General features: G+C 60.4%; 16 protein-coding genes and 1 tRNA gene. 6 read left to right on the top strand and 11 right to left on the bottom strand.

Annotation, left to right across the window (positions count from 1 at the left end):
• Positions 1-23 precede the first annotated feature (23 nt).
• The 6 genes from nusA to AC1DU8_RS10555 form a co-directional block, all read right to left on the bottom strand.
• A complete protein-coding gene (gene nusA, locus AC1DU8_RS10530; RefSeq protein ID WP_457282764.1) occupies positions 24-1,550 on the bottom strand; it encodes a transcription termination factor NusA in 1,527 nt (508 codons plus the stop codon).
• Positions 1,551-1,582: 32 nt separating this feature from the next.
• Positions 1,583-2,185, bottom strand: coding sequence for a ribosome maturation factor RimP (gene rimP, locus AC1DU8_RS10535; protein ID WP_457282763.1), 603 nt, complete (start codon positions 2,183-2,185; stop codon positions 1,583-1,585).
• Between the two features lie 458 nt (positions 2,186-2,643).
• Entirely contained in the window at positions 2,644-4,287 is a 1,644-nt protein-coding gene (locus AC1DU8_RS10540) for an ABC transporter ATP-binding protein (protein WP_457282762.1), read from the bottom strand.
• Positions 4,287-5,441: an ABC transporter permease gene (locus AC1DU8_RS10545; protein ID WP_477667340.1), complete on the bottom strand. Its 1,155-nt coding sequence runs from the start codon at positions 5,439-5,441 to the stop codon at positions 4,287-4,289. The genes AC1DU8_RS10540 and AC1DU8_RS10545 overlap by 1 nt, the downstream gene beginning before the upstream one ends.
• Positions 5,407-6,441, bottom strand: a complete 1,035-nt coding sequence (locus AC1DU8_RS10550; RefSeq protein ID WP_457282760.1) for a microcin C ABC transporter permease YejB — start codon at positions 6,439-6,441, stop codon at positions 5,407-5,409. The genes AC1DU8_RS10545 and AC1DU8_RS10550 overlap by 35 nt, the downstream gene beginning before the upstream one ends.
• Positions 6,442-6,581: 140 nt before the next feature.
• Positions 6,582-8,384: an extracellular solute-binding protein gene (locus AC1DU8_RS10555; protein WP_477667339.1), complete on the bottom strand. Its 1,803-nt coding sequence runs from the start codon at positions 8,382-8,384 to the stop codon at positions 6,582-6,584.
• 107 nt (positions 8,385-8,491) lie between these two features.
• Here AC1DU8_RS10555 and fabI point away from each other — a divergent pair, with 107 nt between their 5' ends.
• Positions 8,492-9,301: an enoyl-ACP reductase FabI gene (fabI, locus tag AC1DU8_RS10560; protein WP_457282758.1), complete on the top strand. Its 810-nt coding sequence runs from the start codon at positions 8,492-8,494 to the stop codon at positions 9,299-9,301.
• A gap of 344 nt (positions 9,302-9,645) precedes the next feature.
• Here the strand turns inward: fabI and AC1DU8_RS10565 are convergent, their stop codons facing one another.
• Positions 9,646-10,386, bottom strand: a complete 741-nt coding sequence (locus AC1DU8_RS10565; protein WP_477667338.1) for a GNAT family N-acetyltransferase — start codon at positions 10,384-10,386, stop codon at positions 9,646-9,648.
• Between the two features lie 163 nt (positions 10,387-10,549).
• Complete coding sequence (locus AC1DU8_RS10570) at positions 10,550-10,909, bottom strand: GFA family protein (protein WP_477667337.1); 360 nt, start codon at positions 10,907-10,909, stop codon at positions 10,550-10,552.
• 150 nt (positions 10,910-11,059) lie between these two features.
• Between AC1DU8_RS10570 and AC1DU8_RS10575 the strand changes: the two genes are divergently transcribed.
• On the top strand, positions 11,060-11,989 hold the full coding sequence (locus tag AC1DU8_RS10575) for a DNA ligase (protein WP_477667336.1): 930 nt from the start codon (positions 11,060-11,062) through the stop codon (positions 11,987-11,989).
• 148 nt (positions 11,990-12,137) lie between these two features.
• On the opposite strand, the gene AC1DU8_RS10580 is transcribed toward AC1DU8_RS10575, so the two are convergent.
• Positions 12,138-12,563 (bottom strand): DUF3592 domain-containing protein, encoded by a 426-nt coding sequence (locus AC1DU8_RS10580; RefSeq protein WP_477726707.1) that lies wholly within the window; start codon positions 12,561-12,563, stop codon positions 12,138-12,140.
• Positions 12,564-12,623: 60 nt separating this feature from the next.
• On the bottom strand, positions 12,624-14,912 hold the full coding sequence (locus AC1DU8_RS10585; RefSeq protein ID WP_457282753.1) for an Orn/Lys/Arg family decarboxylase: 2,289 nt from the start codon (positions 14,910-14,912) through the stop codon (positions 12,624-12,626).
• Between the two features lie 199 nt (positions 14,913-15,111).
• Here AC1DU8_RS10585 and AC1DU8_RS10590 point away from each other — a divergent pair, with 199 nt between their 5' ends.
• The 4 genes from AC1DU8_RS10590 (at position 15,112) to AC1DU8_RS10605 (ending at position 17,024) form a co-directional block, all read left to right on the top strand.
• Entirely contained in the window at positions 15,112-15,537 is a 426-nt protein-coding gene (locus AC1DU8_RS10590; protein ID WP_477667334.1) for an NfeD family protein, read from the top strand.
• 10 nt (positions 15,538-15,547) lie between these two features.
• Complete coding sequence (locus tag AC1DU8_RS10595; RefSeq protein ID WP_348045061.1) at positions 15,548-16,465, top strand: SPFH domain-containing protein; 918 nt, start codon at positions 15,548-15,550, stop codon at positions 16,463-16,465.
• A 25-nt stretch (positions 16,466-16,490) separates the two neighbouring features.
• On the top strand, positions 16,491-16,865 hold the full coding sequence (locus AC1DU8_RS10600) for a DUF2237 family protein (RefSeq protein ID WP_457282751.1): 375 nt from the start codon (positions 16,491-16,493) through the stop codon (positions 16,863-16,865).
• A gap of 69 nt (positions 16,866-16,934) precedes the next feature.
• Positions 16,935-17,024: transfer RNA gene (locus tag AC1DU8_RS10605), tRNA-Ser, on the top strand.
• A 170-nt stretch (positions 17,025-17,194) separates the two neighbouring features.
• Here AC1DU8_RS10605 and AC1DU8_RS10610 read toward each other — a convergent pair.
• On the bottom strand, positions 17,195-18,325 hold the full coding sequence (locus AC1DU8_RS10610; protein ID WP_457282750.1) for a branched-chain amino acid ABC transporter substrate-binding protein: 1,131 nt from the start codon (positions 18,323-18,325) through the stop codon (positions 17,195-17,197).
• Positions 18,326-18,537 lie beyond the last annotated feature (212 nt).

An 18,537-nucleotide genomic window follows, 5' to 3' on the forward strand; every position in this document is an offset into this window, starting at 1 on the left:
TTTTTTCCTGCTGGCCTCCATGATCATTGCTCTTGGGCCGCTGCAGGTGCAGGGGTGTCAGCGGCAGCGGGTTCATCGGTAAACCAATGGGCGCGTGCGGTCATGATCAGGGCTTTGGCTTCGTCCGAAGACTGGCCGGTGATATCGGTAAGTTCGTCCACGGCCAGATCGGCCAGGTCGTCGCGGGTATGGATACCCGCTTCTGTCAGTTTGGCGATCAGCTCTGGCGTGAGGCCTTCGACGTCGCGCAGGTTCTGCGACACGCCTTCGGCATTTTCTTCCTTGGCGATTTCCATCGTCAAGAGCGCATCTTTGGCGCGCGTGCGCAGCTCATTGACGGTGTCTTCGTCGAAGGACTCGATCTCCAGCATTTCCTGCAGCGGCACATAGGCCACTTCTTCGAGACTGGTGAAGCCTTCGGAGATCAGGATGTCGGCGATTTCCTCGTCCACGTCGAGCTTTTCCATGAACAGCTTGCGGCTGGAATCGGTCTCGGTGGCCTGCTTTTGCGCAGACTCATCGGCCGTCATGATGTTGATCTTCCAGCCGGTCAGCTCGGCGGCAAGGCGCACGTTCTGGCCGCCGCGGCCGATCGAAATCGCCAGGTTTTCTTCGTCGACGACGACATCCATGGCGTGACGCTCTTCGTCGACCACGATGGACGACACGTTGGCCGGGGCCAATGCACCAATCACGAACTGGGCCGGGTCTTCGCTCCACAGCACGATGTCCACGCGCTCGCCGGCGAGTTCGTTGGTCACGCCGTTGACGCGGGTGCCGCGAACGCCGACGCAGGTGCCGATCGGGTCGACACGCTTGTCATGCGACAGCACGGCGATCTTGGCGCGGGAACCGGGGTCACGGGCGCAGGATTTGATCTCCAGCAGGCCTTGTTCGATTTCAGGGACTTCCTGGCGGAACAGCTCGATCATGTACTCGGGCGCGGTGCGCGAGAGGATGATGGGCGCGCCGCGCAAGGTCGTGTCCACTTCCATGATCATGGCGCGAACGCGGTCGCCGGAGCGCAGATTTTCCTTCGGGATCATGTCGGAACGGCGCAGGCGGCCTTCCACACGGCCGGATTCGACGATGATGTCGCCCTTGTCCATGCGTTTGACGGTGCCGACAAAAATCTTGTCGCCGCGCGACATGAAGTCGTTGAGAAGCATTTCGCGCTCGGCGTCGCGGATTTTCTGCAGAATGACCTGCTTGGCCGCTTGCGCGCCAATACGGCCGATCGGCAGGCTTTCCACCGGCTTTTCGATGTAGTCGCCTTCTTCGATGTCGGCGATTTCGTCGCGTGCGTCGCTGACCAGCTCTTCGGCTTCAGGGTTCTGCAAGCCGGCTTCGTCAGGCACCACCAGCCAGCGGCGGAAGGTTTCGTAATTGCCGCTGTCACGGTCGACGGCTACGCGGATGTCCACTTCGCCTTCGTAGACCTTCTTGGTGGCCGAGGCGAGCGCGAGCTCGACGGCGCCAAAAACGACGTCACGTTCCACATTCTTTTCACGCGAGATGGCATCAACCAACATCAACAGTTCGCGATTCATTTCACAAGCCTGCCTTTCTTCATTTCTTGAAATTAATTCTCTGCGGAGGGCTCGGCACCAGGCGTTATTTTGGGTTTACGCCCCTTGAAATCAACCACGGGCGCGAGGCGCGCCTGTTGAATCTCATCGAGGGTAAAACCCAACGCCTGCAGCGGTGCGGGAACCTTCTTCTTACTGACCTTCTGGCCGGGTTTGACGGCCGGCTCGTCGCTCCACACGATCTGCCAGCCTGCCACGCCGTCCGCGGCCACGACACGCTCGAGCGTGCCGCGAAACTTCTTGCGGCTGGCCGCGACGGTAGAACCGGCGCTGGCAGCCACGCCAATGGGAGCCTTGAGGGTGATGTCGATCAACTCACCGGCAAAACGCTCAAAATCTTTTTCGTTGCGCAAGGGCCTGTCGATGCCGGGGGAACTGACTTCCAGCCGCGCATATTCGGCGCCTTCGACTTCCAGGACAAACTGGAGCTGGCGGGTGACTTTTTCGCAGTCCTCGGCATTGATGAACTGTTCGGCACCCTTGACGTAGGGCATGTCGATCGTGACGCGCAGCAAACCACCGCCGGTGCGTTCGATCTCGACCAGCTCGTAGCCCAGCCCTGTCACAGTTTGCTCAATCGTCTCTTGCAATGCCATTCAGTCTCTTAAACCCGCTCTAAATCCGTATGTTCAAAAACAAACGCCCAAAAAAAATGGGCGGTGAAAACCCGCCCATTTGGTCGTGAAGCTCTTATTGTAACGTGCTGCGCTCTTCGATGCAAACAATTTCCGTGCCTGACGCACTAGAGAACGCCTGCATCGCCGATGTAAATCCTTCTGGTTACGCCCCCGCCCTGCTCATTGGAACAGGCCTGATGGGCGGGCTAGGGCACATTCCTTTCGGTTAACCATTCCGGCGTCACCACTAGAAAGAAGCAGAGTGAAAACGGATGCATCGCTGCGTGAAAGTCCAAATGACACCTCCTCCTCACGCTTCCTTGAAAAAGATTTATGAATCCAATAAAATCAATTAAATCATATGAGTTTTTAATTTAGTTAAAGTAATTTATGAAGATTTTTTGTGATCTCTACCGGGCCGTGGAGATGCACAACGTTCAAGCCGCAGTGACCAGAACCCGTGTATATGGATGCCGCGGCGTATCCAGCACTTCGCTCAGTGAGCCTGACTCCAGCACGTCGCCGTCCTTCATCACCATGACCTCGTGGGCCATGGCGCGGATCACGTCGACGTCATGCGTGATCAGCAAATAACTCAGGCCACGCTCGCGCTGCAATCTTTGCAGCAGTCCCAGCACCTGTTTCTGGATGGTCACGTCCAGCGCGCTGGTGGGCTCATCCAGTACCAGCAGGCTGGGGTTGACGATCAGCGCGCGCGCAATGGCCAGCCGCTGGCGCTGCCCGCCTGAAAATTCGTGTGGATAGCGTTGTAGCAAACCCGGAAACTGGGCCTCGGTCATACCGACATCGGCCAAGGCCTGCAGCGCCCGTTCGCGCCGCCCGGCCGGAGCCAGCTTGGGCTCATGCACCGTCAGGCCCTCCTCCACAATGGCTTCAACGGTCATGCGGGGTGACAGGGAAGAAAACGGGTCCTGAAACACCACCTGAACGGCGCGGCGGATGGCTTTGTTGCGTGCCGCATCCCGGCTCCAGGCCTGGCCCGCCGCCTGCAGCTGCCCTGAAAAAGGCAGCAAGCCCAGGCTGGCCAGCGCCAGGGTGGATTTTCCGGATCCCGACTCACCGATCACGCCCAGCGTTTTGCCCGGGGGGATATGAAAGCTGGCGTCTTTGACCGCCACAAATTCGGCTTTTTTAAACCATCCGCGTATGCCTGGAATGGAGACCGGATACCCCACACGCAGGCTTTCCGCGCGCATGGCCGGCGCCGCGCCCGCTTGCGCGCCGGTGCCGGCCGCCAGCCCGTCCCGCTGGGGCTTGCTGTCGATCAGTTTGCGCGTGTAGGGGTGCTGGGGCCGGGCGAAAACCTCCGCCACGGCGCCCTGCTCCACGATGTGGCCGTTTTCCATCACCGCCACGCGGTCGGCAAACTTGCGCACGAGGTTCAGGTCGTGGGTGATCATCAGCACCGCCATGCCGTTGCGCTGCTGCAGCTCGCCGAGCAGGTCCAGGATCTGGCCGCGCAGGGTGACGTCCAGCGCCGTGGTGGGTTCGTCGGCCAGCAGCAATCTGGGCTGGCAAGCCAGCGCCATGGCAATCATGGCCCGCTGCCGCTGGCCGCCCGAAAGCTGGTGCGGGAAAGAGTTTGCGCGTCTCTCAGGCTCGGTGATGCCCGTATCTGCTAGCAATTTGATAGCTTCTTGCGCACATTCTGCGGGGGTCAAACCCTGTTTTAGCTGAAGAACTTCGGCAATCTGGTTGCCAACGCTGAACAGGGGGTTCAGTGCTGTCATGGGCTCCTGAAAGATCATGGCGATGTCACGGCCGCGAATCCCCCGCAAGGACTGTTCCGGCAAGGACAGCAAATCCACGGGCGCCCTGGGCGGCGCACCGCTGGCAGCCCGATCTGCCGCATCGATGCCGGTAAAAACAGCCTTGCCACCGACCACGGCGTTTTGCGCCAGCCGTAGCAGGCTCAGCGCCGTCACCGTCTTGCCCGAACCCGATTCGCCCACCAGCGCAAGCTTTTCGCCAGGTGCGATGGAAAAATCGATGCCGTGGACAACGGATTTTCCTGCGAATGAAATCTGCAGGTTTTTGACATCAAGGAGCGGTGGTGTCATCAGTCGGCCTTCCTGGGATCCAGGGCATCGCGCAAGGCGTCGCCCATGAAAGTGAGGAGCAGCAGCGTGATCACCAGCACCGCGAAGGTAGACAGCGATATCCACCACGCATCGATGCTGTTCTTGCCTTGCGACAGCAATTCACCGAGCGAAGGCGTGCCCGGCGGCACCCCCAGCCCCAGGAAGTCCAGCGAAGTCAGCGCCAGAATCGCGCCGCTCATGCGAAACGGCAGGAAAGTCACCACAGGCGTCAGGCTGTTGGGCAGGATGTGGCGCCAGATGATGCTCAGGTTACCGACGCCCAGCGCACGCGCGGCGCGCACGTAGTCCATCTGCCGGTTGCGCAGGAACTCGGCGCGCACATAGTCTGACAACCCCATCCATCCGAACAGGCTGAGCAGGATCAGCAACAGCGCCACACTGGGCGCGAAAACGGCGCTGAAGATGATCAGCAGATAGAGCTCCGGCACGGAGCCCCAGATTTCGATGAAACGCTGGAACAACAAATCGGTCTTGCCACCGAAATAGCCCTGTAGCGCCCCCGTCAGCATGCCGAGCAGCACACCGGTGACCGTCAGCGCCAGCGCAAACAATACGCTGACCCGAAAGCCGTAAATCAGCTGGGCGAGCAGGTCGCGGCCCCGGTCGTCGGTGCCCAGCAGGTTGGCGCGCGTCGGCTTCGAGGGGTTGGGCTCTTTCGCAAAATAATTGAGTGTGTTGGGCCCATAGGGGTTGAGCGTGTACAGCGCGAAGTTGCTGCCACGCGCCAGCCGTTCCTGAATATAAGGATCGAGGTAATCCGTGGTCGTGTCGAAATCACCGCCAAAGGTTTTTTCGCTGTAGTCCTTCACCATGGGGAAGTAATAACCGCCTTCATAACGCACCAGCAGCGGCCGGTCGTTCGACACCAGCTCGGCAAACAGGCTCAGCACCACCAGCGTGCAAAACACCACCAGGCTGTAAAACCCCAGCTTGTTGCGCCGGAACCGCCTCCACGCACGCCGCGCGGGCGAGTTGGAAACGTACTTTTCTTGTACAGCGTCGCCGCGGACCGGGCTTTGCCCGTCCGCAGGAGGCGTCCCCTCGGGGGGAAGGCCGCCGGAGGTGGCTTCAGGGGGGTTAATCGAACCGTACACGCGGATCCACCCAGACATAAGACAAATCGGAAATCAGCTTGGTGAACAAGCCGATCAAGGTAAATAAGTAGAGCGTGCCCAACACCACCGGGTAGTCGCGCCGGATGATGCTTTCATAGCTGAGCAGCCCCATGCCATCCAGCGAGAACAGGGTTTCGATCAGCAGCGCACCGGTGTAGAACGAGCTGATAAAGGCCGCCGGGAAGCCGGTGATGAGGGGGATCAGCGCATTGCGGAAAATATGCTTCCACAGCACCTGGCGCTCACCCAGGCCCTTGGCGCGGGCCGTCAGCACGTATTGCTTGCGGATTTCCTCCAGGAAGGAGTTCTTGGTCAGCATGGCCGTAACTGCGAAGCTGCCCAGCACCATGGCCGTGACCGGCAAGGTGATATGCCAGAGGTAATCGGTGATGCGCGCACCCCAGCTCAAAGTCTCCCAATTGGGCGAGGTCAGGCCGCGCAACGGAAACCACTGCAACTGGCCGCCGAAGATCACCAGCAGCGCGACACCCAGCACAAAGCCGGGAATGGCATAGCCGGTCAGCACCAGCAATGTTGTGACGAAATCGAAACGCGAGCCGGCACGCACCGCCTTGGCGACGCCCAGTGGCACAGCCACCAGGTAGCTGATGAAAAAGGTCCACAAACCCAGGCTGATGGAAACCGGGAGCTTTTCCTTGACCAGTTGCCAGACCTCCTTGTTGTGGAAGAAGCTTCTGCCAAGGTCAAAGCTCAAAAACTGCTTGAGCATCAGGTAAAAGCGCTCGGGCGCCGGCTTGTCGAAACCATAGAGCGCCTTGATCTGCTCGACGCGTTTCGGGTCGACGCCCTGCCCACCCCGGTAGCTCAGGCCGCCACCCTCGGCGCCGCCTCCACCGCTGGGGCCGGCCTTGGCCTCGGCCATGTATTGCTCCACCGGCCCGCCCGGCACGAACTGCGTCACCACAAAGGTGATCAGCAACACCCCGAACAAAGTCGGGATCATCAAAAGACAGCGTTTGAGAATGTAGGCAAACATGGTCGATCAGCCCCTCTCAAATCCAGCAGGCGCAGCGGAACTGGCTTCGCCAGGCCGCAAGCGCCGCCCCCTACAAGGGGGGAAGGCGCTACGCGAAGCGAGCGTCCGACGGGGGTGTTCAATTTGCTCGACGGGGGTATTCATTGCTTGGCCCACCAGGTATCGATGATCCAGGTCTCGCCTGGCGCATAGGGTGGCATCTGGCCCGGCATGGCAAGGCGGCGTGCGTTATAGACCACGCGATGGGTGCCGGCCGTCCATTCCGGCAGCAGGTAGTGGCTGTGCGCCACGATGCGTTCCAATGCACGGCAGGCGGGCAACAACTCGGCCTTGGTTTTGGCGCTGGTCATTTTGGTGATCATGGCATCAATCGCGGGATTGGCGGCTCCGCTGAAGTTACCCGACTCCTCAGTGGCGGCGGCCTTGCTACCGAACATGTCGGCGAACTCCTGACCCGGGTTGTTGGTGCCACCGTAGGCGATGGAGATGATGTCGAACTCGAATTTATCGAGGCGCTGCTGGTAGAGCGCGAAGTCGACCTGCCGGAAGTTGAGCTGGATGCCGAGCTTTTCGAGGGCGCGTATCCAGGGCGAAATCGTGCGCACACCGCCCTCGTTGCTATCCAGGTATTCCAGCACCATAGCCTCGCCTTTGGCGTTGCGCAGCTTGCCGTCCCGAACCTCCCAGCCGGCTTCCTTCAGGAGCACCTGGGCACGGCGCAAATTGGCGCGCAGCGAGGAGTCGCCGTCAGTACGCGCCGGCACGTACATGGTGCCGAATGCCGCTGTGGGGATGTCCTTGCGCCAGGGTTCCATCAAAGCCAGCTCTTCGGGCTTCGGCAGTCCGGTGGCCTGGCAATCGGTGTTTCCGAACAAGCCGGTCACGCGCTGGTAGGCGTTGTAAAACAACTGGCGGTTCATCCACTCGTAGTCGATCGCCAGTCCCAGAGCTTCCCGCACGCGCGGGTCCTTGAGCTTTTCACGCCGGGTATTGAGCACATAGCTCTGGAAACCCGTGGGCAGGCTGTGCTTGAATTCCCCCTTGACGAGTTCACCGTTGTCAAAACGTTTGCCCGTCAGGCGCCGCGCCCAGTCGCCGGCCGAGAAGAACCGCATGATGTCGAACTCGCCGGCCTTGAGCGCCTCAAGCCTGGCAGTGTTGTCCTTGTAAATCTTGACGGTGACGGTGTCGAAATTCTCGGTGCCTACCCGCACATTGAGCTTCTCACCCCAGTAGGTCTTGTCGCGTACATAGCTGATGTCTTTGCCGAAGATCACCGGGCCGATGCGGTAAGGCCCGCTGCCAATGGGGATGTCGGTCACGACCTCATTGAAGGGCTTGGCCTTACCGGTGGCGTCCATGCCCCACTTGCGGCTGAACACCGCCATGCCGCCCACTTTCAACGGCAGTTCGCGGTTCGGCTTCCTGAAACGAAAGCGCACCGTCCGCTCGTCCACCACCTCGCAGGCTGCGACGTCTTCGAACACGGTCTTGTAGGACGGCGAGGTATGCGGGCCCATCAGGGTGTCAAAACTGTATTTGACGTCGGCCGCCAGCACCGGGTCGCCGTTGTGAAAGCGCGCTTCCTTGCGCAGGCGGAAGGTGGCCGTGAGCCCGTCAGCCGACACCTCGACGTCTTCGGCCAGCAGCCCGTAGCCTGAGGCGGTTTCGTCCATCGCCCCCGTCAGCAGCGTGTCGAACATGAAGCTCGACAAATAGGCCGGCGCCGAGCCTTTGATCGTGAAGGGGTTGTATTTGTCGAAGGTTGAGTAACGCAGGTTGCTGACCAGGCGCAGGTCCCCGCCTTTGGGTGCTGCCGGGTTGACATAGTCGAAGTGGGAAAACCCCGCGGGGTACTTGAGATCTCCCCAGAGCGCATAGCCGTGCGCGGCCCATGACGGTGATGAAAGACCCAGCAGGACCCAAACCAGCAAACTTCGCATGCGACAATTCTGCACTACTTAAGCTGGCAAGATTCCGGCGCGCAGACGTTGCGCCCTTGTCCCTTGCCCCCCCTTCCCCCGCGAACTACCTACTCTGGAGCACCTGCATGGCCACCAACACCGGATTCCTCACTGGCAAAAAACTGTTGATCACGGGGGTCCTCTCGAACCGGTCCATCGCCTACGGCATCGCCAAGGCCTGCCATGCCCAGGGCGCCGAGCTGGCTTTCGGCTATGTCGGCGAGCGCTTCAAGGACCGCATCACCGAGTTTGCTGCCGACTTTGACTCCAAGCTGATTTTTGACTGCGACGTGGGCGACGACGCACAGATCGACAAGATGTTTGCCGACCTCTCCAAAACCTGGCCGACGTTTGACGGCTTTGTGCACAGCATCGGCTTTGCGCCGCGCGAGGCGATCGCCGGCGACTTCCTGGAAGGCCTGTCGCGCGAGGGCTTCAAGATCGCCCACGACATCAGCGCCTACAGCTTCCCGGCGATGGCCAAGGCGGCCCTGCCCTACCTCAACAAAAAGTCCGCACTGCTCACGCTGACCTACCTGGGCGCCGTGCGCACCGTGCCCAACTACAACACCATGGGCCTGGCCAAAGCCAGCCTGGAAGCCTCGGTGCGCTACCTGGCCGAATCGCTGGGCCCCAAGGGCATGCGCGTCAACGGCATCAGCGCCGGCCCGATCAAAACCCTGGCTGCCAGCGGCATCAAGGGCTTCGGCAAGATTTTGAGCGTGGTTGCCGAAGCCTCGCCAATCCGCCGCAATGTGACGATTGAAGACGTCGGCAACGTCGCCGCCTTTTTGTTGAGCGACCTGGCCGCAGGCGTGAGCGCCGAGATCACCTATGTGGACGGCGGCTTCAGCCACGTGGTCGGCGGTATTGCCGAGCCGGCAGCCGAAGCCTGAAGGCTTTCGCGCCCGGCTGGCTTGCCGGGCGGCGCGCACATGCGGCAAGTTGCACTCTTGTCTCGCATGGCGCGCTATGAAATAGATAGCTGCTCGCGCATGACCCTATTGGTCTGGAGGCCAAATATGTGCACGAAAGACGGCTTCCAGGTGCTGCAAAGCCGTTTTTTTGAGGCAAGACGGGGCAGCAAGACAGCCAAATTCGATCAAATCAGGCCTGAAAATAACAATAAAGCAGGCTCTAGCCTAATAGCCGCCAGCGCGAGCAGCTATAAAAATCATAGCGCCTTGCCGCATCCAGTATCCCGCACACACCCAATTCCGCACCGCGTCTGGATCAAGGTTCAGCCCTGGGTCCAGTAGTCATAGCGCCAGACCGTTTCAAAGCCCGCCCGCCGGTAAAGCGCCCGCGCCGCGGCATTGCCTTCTTCCACCTGCAGGAATACACGCTCAATGCCCCGCTGCATGGCCGCTTCGGCCATCGCGGCCAGTACCCGGCCTGCCAACCCCTTGCCGCGATGTGCCGGGTCGGTTCGCATGCCGTGGACACTGGACCACCCGTGGCTGAACGCCGCCGCGCCAGCCGCAATGGCCTTGCCGCCTTCGCGCACGCTGGCAAACACTGAATCGCGTCCGCGGCCGAGCGACCTGACGCGGCTGGCACCGTCCACAGGATCAAAACCCTCGGCCAGGAACAACGCGGCCCAGGCCTCGTCCGGCGTGTTGGCTGTTTCAGCCAGCGCCTGCGCCGACACAGCGCGCATGGACTTGACCTGCGCCACTTCCACCAGCACCGGTTTGCCTGCCGTGTAGCCACGCGCGCCCAGTTCGCGGCGCAAGGCATCAAAGCAGGCCTCATTGGCCAGCCGGAAGACCGCCCGCTTGCCGCGCGCACGGTACAGCCCTTCAATGCGATCGATCACGCCGTCGGCGGGCGGCTGATGCAGCAGGGGCACGGCACTTTTGGCCCGGCTGACCGTTCCGCTGTCGAAGGGCAGAAGCCAGCCCTCAATTTCAAGCTGCTCCTCGGGCGAGACAGCCGCCACGGTGGCGCGCTCGATATTTTCAATGTCGCTGGAAGTCATGGTGTCGGTAAAAATGCCGGGCTGGCTGGCCCAAGGGAATCAAACAGCAATGAATACAGGCCGGGAATACCGGCCCCAGGGGTACGGGCGAAGTGGCAGATTATTGCGTCCGCCAGGGTCCGGGAATACAGGATCCGGGGGTTCCAGGAAGAGCTAGGAAGAACTAGGAAGAGCGCCCATCGAAATTCGTCACCTTGATGGTGTCCAGATCGATTCCCTCGAGGCAGCGGACGTTGATAGCTGCAATGCGATTACCGGCCGGGTCCGTTCCTTCGCCATAGGGATGAATGCCACAGGTGGGACAAAAACGGTGGCTGATCACATGCTTGTTGAACTGATAGTTGCTGGCATTTTCGTCGGGGGTCAGCAAACGGAGCTGGTCATGCGGCACAAACCACAGCAGCGCCCCTTTGCGCTGGCAGATGGAGCAGTTGCAGGCCAGGGCGCTGCTCGGCTGGCCGTCGACCTCAAACGCGACTTTTCCACAATGGCAACTCCCTCTGGAAGTCTTTTTTTCTGTCATAAGTTGATTCCTCTCATGGCCATTGCAGCCTTCATGGTTGACGGGGTTGCGCGGGCAACACAGGCGCCCACAGAACGCTTGCACCGCGCAAATTTGAACTATAAACTGTACATTCATACAGTTATAAGTCAAGAAAAAACAGGGAGGCCCATGCGGCAACACATCACCCGCTCCGGCGAGCGGGCCAACACGGTCTTTTTTCGCCTCAAAACGCTTCACTGGCTGCTGGCACTCGCCGGCTTGCTGGCACCAGCGCTTCCGGTGCTTTCGGCATCCGCAGCTGCGCAAGCGCCGCCGCTGATGCTCGCCAAGGTGTACCAACCCGGCGTCTCCCTTCAGGATTATTGGGTCAGCGAAAAATTCGACGGCGTGCGCGGCTACTGGGACGGAGAACAGCTGCTCACGCGCGGGGGTGAACGCATCGCCGCGCCGGCCTGGTTTACCGCAGGCTGGCCCAAAACACCCCTGGACGGCGAGCTGTGGGCGGGCCGTGGCCAGTTTGCCAGGGCGGTGTCTACCGTGCGCCAGCAAACCCCGGACGACGCTGCCTGGCGGGCCATGCGCTTCATGGTGTTTGATTTGCCCGCGCAAGGCGGCCCGTTCAGCGAGCGGATCCCGGCCCTCAATGGCGTGGTGAGCCGCATCGACCAGCCCTGGGTGCAGGCCGTGGCGCAATCGAAGGTGGCAAGCCACGCCGCCTTGCAGGCGTTACTGGCCACCACCGTGAAGCGCGGCGGCGAAGGCCTGATGCTGCACCGCGGCGCGTCTTTCTACAAAAGCGCACGCAACGACGACCTGCTCAAGGTCAAGACCCACGAAGACACCGAAGCCCGCGTGGTGGCGCATGTTCCCGGCAAGGGAAAGTACGCCGGCATGCTGGGCGCGCTGCTGGTGGAAATGCCCGGTGCCGACGGCAAACCAGGGCGGCGCTTCAAGCTGGGCACCGGGCTCAACGATGAGCAGCGCCAGAATCCACCGCCCGTCGGCAGCACCGTCACCTACCGCTTTCGCGGACTCAATGACAGTGGCCTGCCCCGGTTTGCCAGCTTCATGCGGGTACGGGAAGACCAGCGGCTTTAAAGGTGGGCCTGCAAGCCGGCGCGCCGCCGGCAACCAACGTGAGTCGGCCTTGCGCCCAACGCACCTGGTGGGAAAAATGGCCTGTGGCGCCCCCTAGTCATGCGCCCCCAGCTACAAAAAATATAGCAAACGCTCCGGGGAGGCGGCCTTATTTTTTCTGGCTCGCCAGCAGGCCGAGGCCTGTGTAGCCCAGGCTGGCGATGACGAAGAACCAGCCCACCCACTTGAGGAAGGATGATCCGCCGGCTTCCTGCGCAAACCCCACCTGGCTCGGGTTATTTGGCATGTAGTAGATGCTCACCGGCTTGCCCGCCGCGAAATCCTTCAGCACGGCCTCAGGGAACGAGCGCTTGATCAGCATGGGTTGCCCGGCTTCGGTGCGGAATTTGAGCTCTGCCGTGTAGATGGTTTGGCCGCTGCGGGAAAAACTCTTGTACTCCTTGATCGGCTCGACCACCGCCGTCTTGCCGCTGGCCATAAGGAGCCGCAACTCGCTGTCTCCGCTGGCCTGCACGCGCAGGAACACTGCGCCGACGATGACGCCGAGCACTCCGAAGAGAATCGTCTTGAACATGCCGCCTCCCAATAAATATGGGAGGGACTATAGCAAACGAAAGTACCCGTTTATTCCTGCCTAGCGTTTGACGCAATCCGCGTAGTAGCGCGTCTTGCCCTTGGCATCCACCTGTTCCACAAGGCCGTGGATGTCTGTTTCAAAGCCTGGGCACTGGGCGTTGAACTCGCGCGAGAACTTCAGGTAGTCCACGATTTTCCGGTTGAACACCTCGCCCGGTATCAGGAGCGGAATGCCCGGCGGGTACGGCGTGACCAGGCCCACGGTGATGCGGCCTTCCAGGTGGTCGATTTCAACCCGTTCCGTCGTGCGATGGGCAATGTGGGCGTAGGCGTCGCTGGGTTTCATGGCGGGGGCCAGGTCGCTCAGATAGACCTCTGTGGTCAGGCGAGCGATGTCGTACTTGGCATACAGCGTATGGATATGCTGGCACAGGTCGGCCAGGCCCATGCGCTCGTATTTGGGGTACTTCTGGCAGAACTCCGGAAGGATCCGCCACATCGGCTGGTTCTTGTCGTAGTCGTCCTTGAACTGCTGCAGCGCCGTCAGCAGCGTGTTCCAGCGGCCCTTGGTGATGCCGATGGTGAACATGATGAAGAAGCTGTAGAGGCCGGTCTTCTCGACGATCACGCCGTGCTCGGCCAGAAATTTGGTCACGATGCTGGCCGGGATGCCGGTTTTGGCAAACTTGCCGTTCAGGTCAAGGCCGGGCGTGACGATGGTGGACTTGATCGGGTCCAGCATGTTGAAACCGGTGGCCATCTGGCCAAAGCCGTGCCAGTTGTTGGCGCCGTTTTTGGCCGTCTTGGCACTGCGGGATTCACCCTTGATGATCCAGTCCTGCGACTCGCCGATGCCCTCTTCGACCAGCTTGTCCGGCCCCCAGACCTTGAACCACCAGTCGGTGCCGTATTCCTCGTCGATCTTGCGCATGGCGCGGCGGAAGTCCAGCGCCTCGGCAATGCTTTCCTCAACCAGTGCCGTGCCGCCGGGTGGCTCCATCATGGCGGCGGCCACGTCGCAGCTGGCGATGATGCTGTATTGCGGCGAGGTGGACGTATGCATCAGGTAGGCCTCGTTGAAGAGGTGCCTGTCGAGTTTGGTGTTCTGCGAATCCTGCACCAGCACGTGACTGGCCTGGCTGATGCCGGCCAGCAGCTTGTGGATGGACTGCGTGGCGTACACCACCGCATTTTTTGGCCGCACGCGGCTCTTGCCCATGGCGTGATAGCTGCCGTAGAAGGGGTGGAAGGCGGCGTGCGGCAGCCAGGCCTCGTCAAAGTGCAGGTTGTCGATGTAGCCGTCCAGCATGCCCTTGATGGTTTCGGTGTTGTAGAGCACGCCGTCGTAGGTGGACTGCGTCAGCGTCAGCACACGCGGCTTGACCTTGCTGCTGTCCACACCCTTGAGCAACGGATTGGCGTCGATCTTGGCGCGGATGGCTTCCGGTTCAAACTCGCTCTGCGGAATCGGCCCGATGATGCCGAAATGATTGCGCGTCGGCTTCAGGAACACCGGAATCGCACCCGTCATGATGATGGAATGCAGGATGGACTTGTGGCAATTGCGGTCAACGACCACCACGTCACCGGGCGCCACTGTGTGGTGCCACACCATCTTGTTGCTGGTCGAGGTGCCGTTGGTCACGAAGAAACAGTGGTCGGCATTGAAGATGCGCGCGGCATTGCGCTCGCTGGCGCCGATCGCGCCGTCGTGGTCCAGCAACTGGCCTAGCTCTTCCACCGCGTTGCAGACGTCGGCGCGCAGCATGTTCTCGCCAAAAAACTGGTGGAACATCTGGCCGACCGGGCTTTTCAGGAAAGCAACGCCGCCCGAGTGGCCCGGGCAGTGCCAGGAATAGGAACCGTCTTCGGCATAGTCGAGCAGTGCCTTGAAAAACGGCGGCTGCACGCCTTCCAGGTAGCTCTTGGCCTCCCGCAGGATGTGGCGCGCCACGAACTCGGGCGTGTCCTCAAACATGTGGATGAAGCCGTGCAGTTCACGCAGGATGTCGTTGGGGATGTGGCGCGAGGTCTTGGTCTCGCCATAGACGTAAATCGGCACATCCAGGTTCTTGCGGCGTACTTCCTCGATAAAGGTGCGCAGGTTGAGCACGGCCGGGTCGAGGTCGGGGCCCGGCGAAAACTCTTCGTCATCAATCGACAAAATGAAGGCGCTAGCCCGGCTTTGCTGCTGGGCGAACTGCGAGAGGTCACCGTAACTGGTCACCCCCAGGACCTCGAAGCCCTCGGTTTCAATGGCCTGGGCCAGCGCTCGAATACCCAGTCCGGAAGTGTTTTCGGAGCGGAAGTCTTCGTCAATGATGACAATGGGAAAACGGAATTTCATGGCTTGGGCTGGAGTTCATGGTCGCCCTGAACCTGTCGGAGGGCATGGGAAACGCTCAGAGGGCATAGACAGGTTGAGCCCGGGCGGTGAGAGGAAGCTTTTTCCAAGCAGCGAAGTGTAAGGACATATTGTTGCGCTACGCTTGTCTTGGGGTCTAATTGCCCCAAAATGTAGCGGATGACCGACAAAAGGAGGATGCATGAGTGAATCGACTATTTGGTGGCTGCTGGCGGGGGCCGCAGTGGCGGTGGAGCTGGCCACGGGAACGTTTTACCTGCTGATGGTGGCTTTGGGCATTGCAGCGGCGGCCATTGCCGCGCATTTGGGCGCCTCGACGTCCATGCAGCTTATTGCAGCGGCCGTCGTGGGCTCGGCCACCGTGAGCATTTGCCACCTTGTTCGCAGCCGCGGGCCCAGGGAGCTGCCGGCAGGCACCAACCCGGACGTCAACATGGATGTCGGCGAAACCGTGCAGGTGGACGCCTGGCAGGCGGACGGCACGGCGCAGGTCCGCTACCGCGGCGCGCAATGGGCTGTGGTTCAGGCGGAAGGCGGAACACCTTCTGCTGGAACCCACCGCATCCGGGAAGTCATTGGCAGCAAATTAATCGTAGAAAAAACCTGAGGGAGTCAGCATGTCGTCTTATGTAGCACTGGTCATTTTTATCGTCGCGATGATCTTCGTCATCCGCGCCATCAAGGTCGTACCCCAGCAAAACGCCTGGGTGAAGGAACGCCTCGGAAAATACGCGGGCACATTGACCCCCGGCCTGAACTGGCTGATTCCCTTTGTCGACCGCGTCGCCTACAAGCACAGCCTGAAAGAAATCCCGCTCGACGTCCCCAGCCAGGTTTGTATTACCCGCGACAACACGCAGCTGCAGGTCGACGGCATCCTGTATTTCCAGGTCACGGACCCGATGCGGGCCAGCTACGGCTCATCCAACTACATCGTGGCCGTCACACAACTGGCCCAAACCTCGCTCCGCTCGGTGATCGGCAAACTGGAGCTCGACAAAACCTTTGAAGAGCGCGACATCATCAATGCGCAGGTCGTTGCCGCCATTGACGAAGCCGCCCTGAACTGGGGCGTAAAGGTGCTGCGCTATGAGATCAAGGACTTGACGCCGCCCAAGGAAATCCTGCACGCCATGCAGTCGCAAATCACTGCCGAGCGGGAAAAACGCGCGCTGATCGCCGCCTCTGAAGGCCGCCGCCAGGAGCAGATCAATATTGCCACCGGTGAACGCGAGGCATTCATTGCCCGCTCCGAAGGGGAAAAGCTGGCCGCCATCAACAACGCCCAGGGCGAAGCCGCCGCCATCATGGCTGTGGCCGACGCCAACGCCAAAGCCATTGAGCTGGTGGCCGCTGCCATCCGCCAACCTGGCGGTGAACAAGCCGTGCAGCTCAAGGTTGCGCAGCAGGCGGTAGAGGCCTACTCGAAGGTGGCGAAGGACGCCAAAACGACATTGGTCGTGCCCAGCAACATGACTGAAGTCGGTGCGCTCATCAGCTCGGCCATGAAAATGGTGCAGGCCAACAAGGTATAACGACGGGCTTTTCGCAGGCAAGACCATGAGCGCAAAAAACGTACTGGGCACGGATTTGGTGCCCTGCTCCTATGACCCGCTGACCGGCTATTTTCGGGACGGTTGCTGCAACACGGATGCGTCGGATGCGGGGTCCCACCTGGTATGCGTTCGCGTCACGCGTGAATTTCTGGCTTTTTCCGCCAGCCGCGGCAACGATCTTTCCACGCCGCAGCCTGTGTACCGCTTTGCGGGCCTTCAGCCGAATGACCGCTGGTGCCTGTGTGCCAACCGGTGGCGCGAAGCGCTGGAGGCCGGCTTTGCACCGCCTGTCGTGCTGGAGTCGACGCACAGCAAGGCGCTGGAATTCGTCTCCCTGGCCCAGCTGGAAAAGCACCGGTTCCAGGACGCACTCCACTGAGCCTGTTGCGCTTCGGGTGCAATTCCTGCCTCCGTCTGTTCGCAGCACTGCTATAATCGAAGGCTTCGCGGAAGGGTGGATGAGCGGTTTAAGTCACACGCCTGGAAAGCGTGCGTAGGGTTAAACCTACCGCGGGTTCGAATCCCGCCTCTTCCGCCAAACAGTCTCGTCGCCGTGAGTTTCCACACGGTGGCAAAAACTCCTAAAAGCCCAGCTTGCTGGGCTTTTTTGTGCCCGCTCCACTTTCGGCGCCTCATTTCCGGTCTTCCCGGGGTTTTTCCGGGCAAAAAAAAGCCACCTTGCGGTGGCTTTTTTCTTGCGGTGAACGATTAGTTCAGAGCAGACTTCTTGCCGTCTTTGTAGACGTACAGGGTGATAGCGGGGTTCTTCAGTTCGCCATTGGGTTCAAAAGCGATCGTGGTGGTCACGCCCTTGAAATTGGTTTTAATCAGCTCAGGGGTGTAAACCTTTGGATCCCAGGATCCGGCGCGCTTCATGGCATCAACCAGAACGAAGGTCGCGTCATAGGTGTACGGGCTGTAAACCTGGAACTGCTTCGGATACTTGGCTTCGTAGCGCTTCATCCAGGCTTCGCCGCCTGGCATTTTGGCCAGCGATGCGCCGCCTTCAGCGCAAACCACGTTGCCGATGGTCTTGGCGCCTGCAGTCAGCTTGGCAAGTTCTGCGGTGCAGATGCCGTCGCCGCCGAAGTACTTGACGTTGCCCATGCCGAGTTGTTCCATCTGGCGCAGCATTGGGCCGCCTTGTGGGTCCATGCCGCCGAAGAAGATCGCGTCAGGTGCTTTGGCCTTGATGGCGGTCAGGATGGCCATGAAGTCGGTAGCCTTGTCGGTGGTGAACTGCTCGTCAACCACGGTCATGCCTTTTGCCAGGGCCGTTTTCTTGAACACTTCAGCAACGCCCTGGCCGTAAGCCGTACGGTCGTCAATGATGGCAACTTTCTTCAGCTTCAGCGTGTCGGCAGCATAAAAAGCCAGGCCAGCGCCAAGGGCGTTGTCATTGGCAATGATGCGGTAGGTGGTTTTGTAGCCTGGCTTGGTCAGGTTGGGGTTGGTTGCAGCGCCCGTGACGTGGGGAATGCCGCAATCGTTGTAGACCTTGGAAGCGGGAATGGTGGTTCCGGAATTCAGGTGGCCGACCACGCCGGCGACTTTGGAGTCGCACAGCTTTTGTGCAGCGGCGGTGCCCTGTTTTGGATCAGCGGCGTCATCTTCAGCAACAATTTCAAACTTGACCTTTTTGCCGCCGATGACCACGTTTTGCGCGTTCAGGTCTTCGATGGCCATGCGCACGCCGTTTTCATTGTCTTTGCCGTAATGGGCTTGCGAGCCGGACAGCGGCGCCACGTGACCGATCTTGATCACTGCGTCTTGGGCAGAGGCAAAACCCGCTACTGCAGCGAGAGCAGCCACTACTGTCAGTTTTAATTTCATTTGCATAAAAAACACTCCGATTAGGAAATTACCGTTAAAGGTTGAGAACAATTTTTTTACTCAACGGGGCCGAACATAACGCAATTTCCGGGCCCGCACCATAGCAACGTCCCTAGGTTAAATTCCGATAAGGGGGTTTACCCGGGGAGCAGATTGCCTTATGTGAACTTGTGTTTCAAGGGTTGGGCACAGCGAAAAAGCATCTGTGCAGACAGCCG

It is taken from the genome of Polaromonas sp. P3_A5 (assembly GCF_056403055.1).

Coding starts and splice junctions, on each gene's coding strand:
- AC1DU8_RS10595 (WP_348045061.1), top strand. CDS start 15,548: ATGTCGTCTTATGTAGCACTGGTCATTTTTATCGTCGCGATGATCTTC.
- AC1DU8_RS10555 (WP_477667339.1), bottom strand. CDS start 8,384: ATGCGAAGTTTGCTGGTTTGGGTCCTGCTGGGTCTTTCATCACCGTCA.
- nusA (WP_457282764.1), bottom strand. CDS start 1,550: ATGAATCGCGAACTGTTGATGTTGGTTGATGCCATCTCGCGTGAAAAG.
- AC1DU8_RS10550 (WP_457282760.1), bottom strand. CDS start 6,441: ATGTTTGCCTACATTCTCAAACGCTGTCTTTTGATGATCCCGACTTTG.
- AC1DU8_RS10600 (WP_457282751.1), top strand. CDS start 16,491: ATGAGCGCAAAAAACGTACTGGGCACGGATTTGGTGCCCTGCTCCTAT.
- AC1DU8_RS10585 (WP_457282753.1), bottom strand. CDS start 14,912: ATGAAATTCCGTTTTCCCATTGTCATCATTGACGAAGACTTCCGCTCC.
- AC1DU8_RS10545 (WP_477667340.1), bottom strand. CDS start 5,441: ATGTCTGGGTGGATCCGCGTGTACGGTTCGATTAACCCCCCTGAAGCC.
- AC1DU8_RS10575 (WP_477667336.1), top strand. CDS start 11,060: ATGCGGCAACACATCACCCGCTCCGGCGAGCGGGCCAACACGGTCTTT.
- fabI (WP_457282758.1), top strand. CDS start 8,492: ATGGCCACCAACACCGGATTCCTCACTGGCAAAAAACTGTTGATCACG.
- rimP (WP_457282763.1), bottom strand. CDS start 2,185: ATGGCATTGCAAGAGACGATTGAGCAAACTGTGACAGGGCTGGGCTAC.
- AC1DU8_RS10590 (WP_477667334.1), top strand. CDS start 15,112: ATGAGTGAATCGACTATTTGGTGGCTGCTGGCGGGGGCCGCAGTGGCG.
- AC1DU8_RS10540 (WP_457282762.1), bottom strand. CDS start 4,287: ATGACACCACCGCTCCTTGATGTCAAAAACCTGCAGATTTCATTCGCA.
- AC1DU8_RS10610 (WP_457282750.1), bottom strand. CDS start 18,325: ATGCAAATGAAATTAAAACTGACAGTAGTGGCTGCTCTCGCTGCAGTA.
- AC1DU8_RS10565 (WP_477667338.1), bottom strand. CDS start 10,386: ATGACTTCCAGCGACATTGAAAATATCGAGCGCGCCACCGTGGCGGCT.
- AC1DU8_RS10580 (WP_477726707.1), bottom strand. CDS start 12,563: ATGTTCAAGACGATTCTCTTCGGAGTGCTCGGCGTCATCGTCGGCGCA.
- AC1DU8_RS10570 (WP_477667337.1), bottom strand. CDS start 10,909: ATGACAGAAAAAAAGACTTCCAGAGGGAGTTGCCATTGTGGAAAAGTC.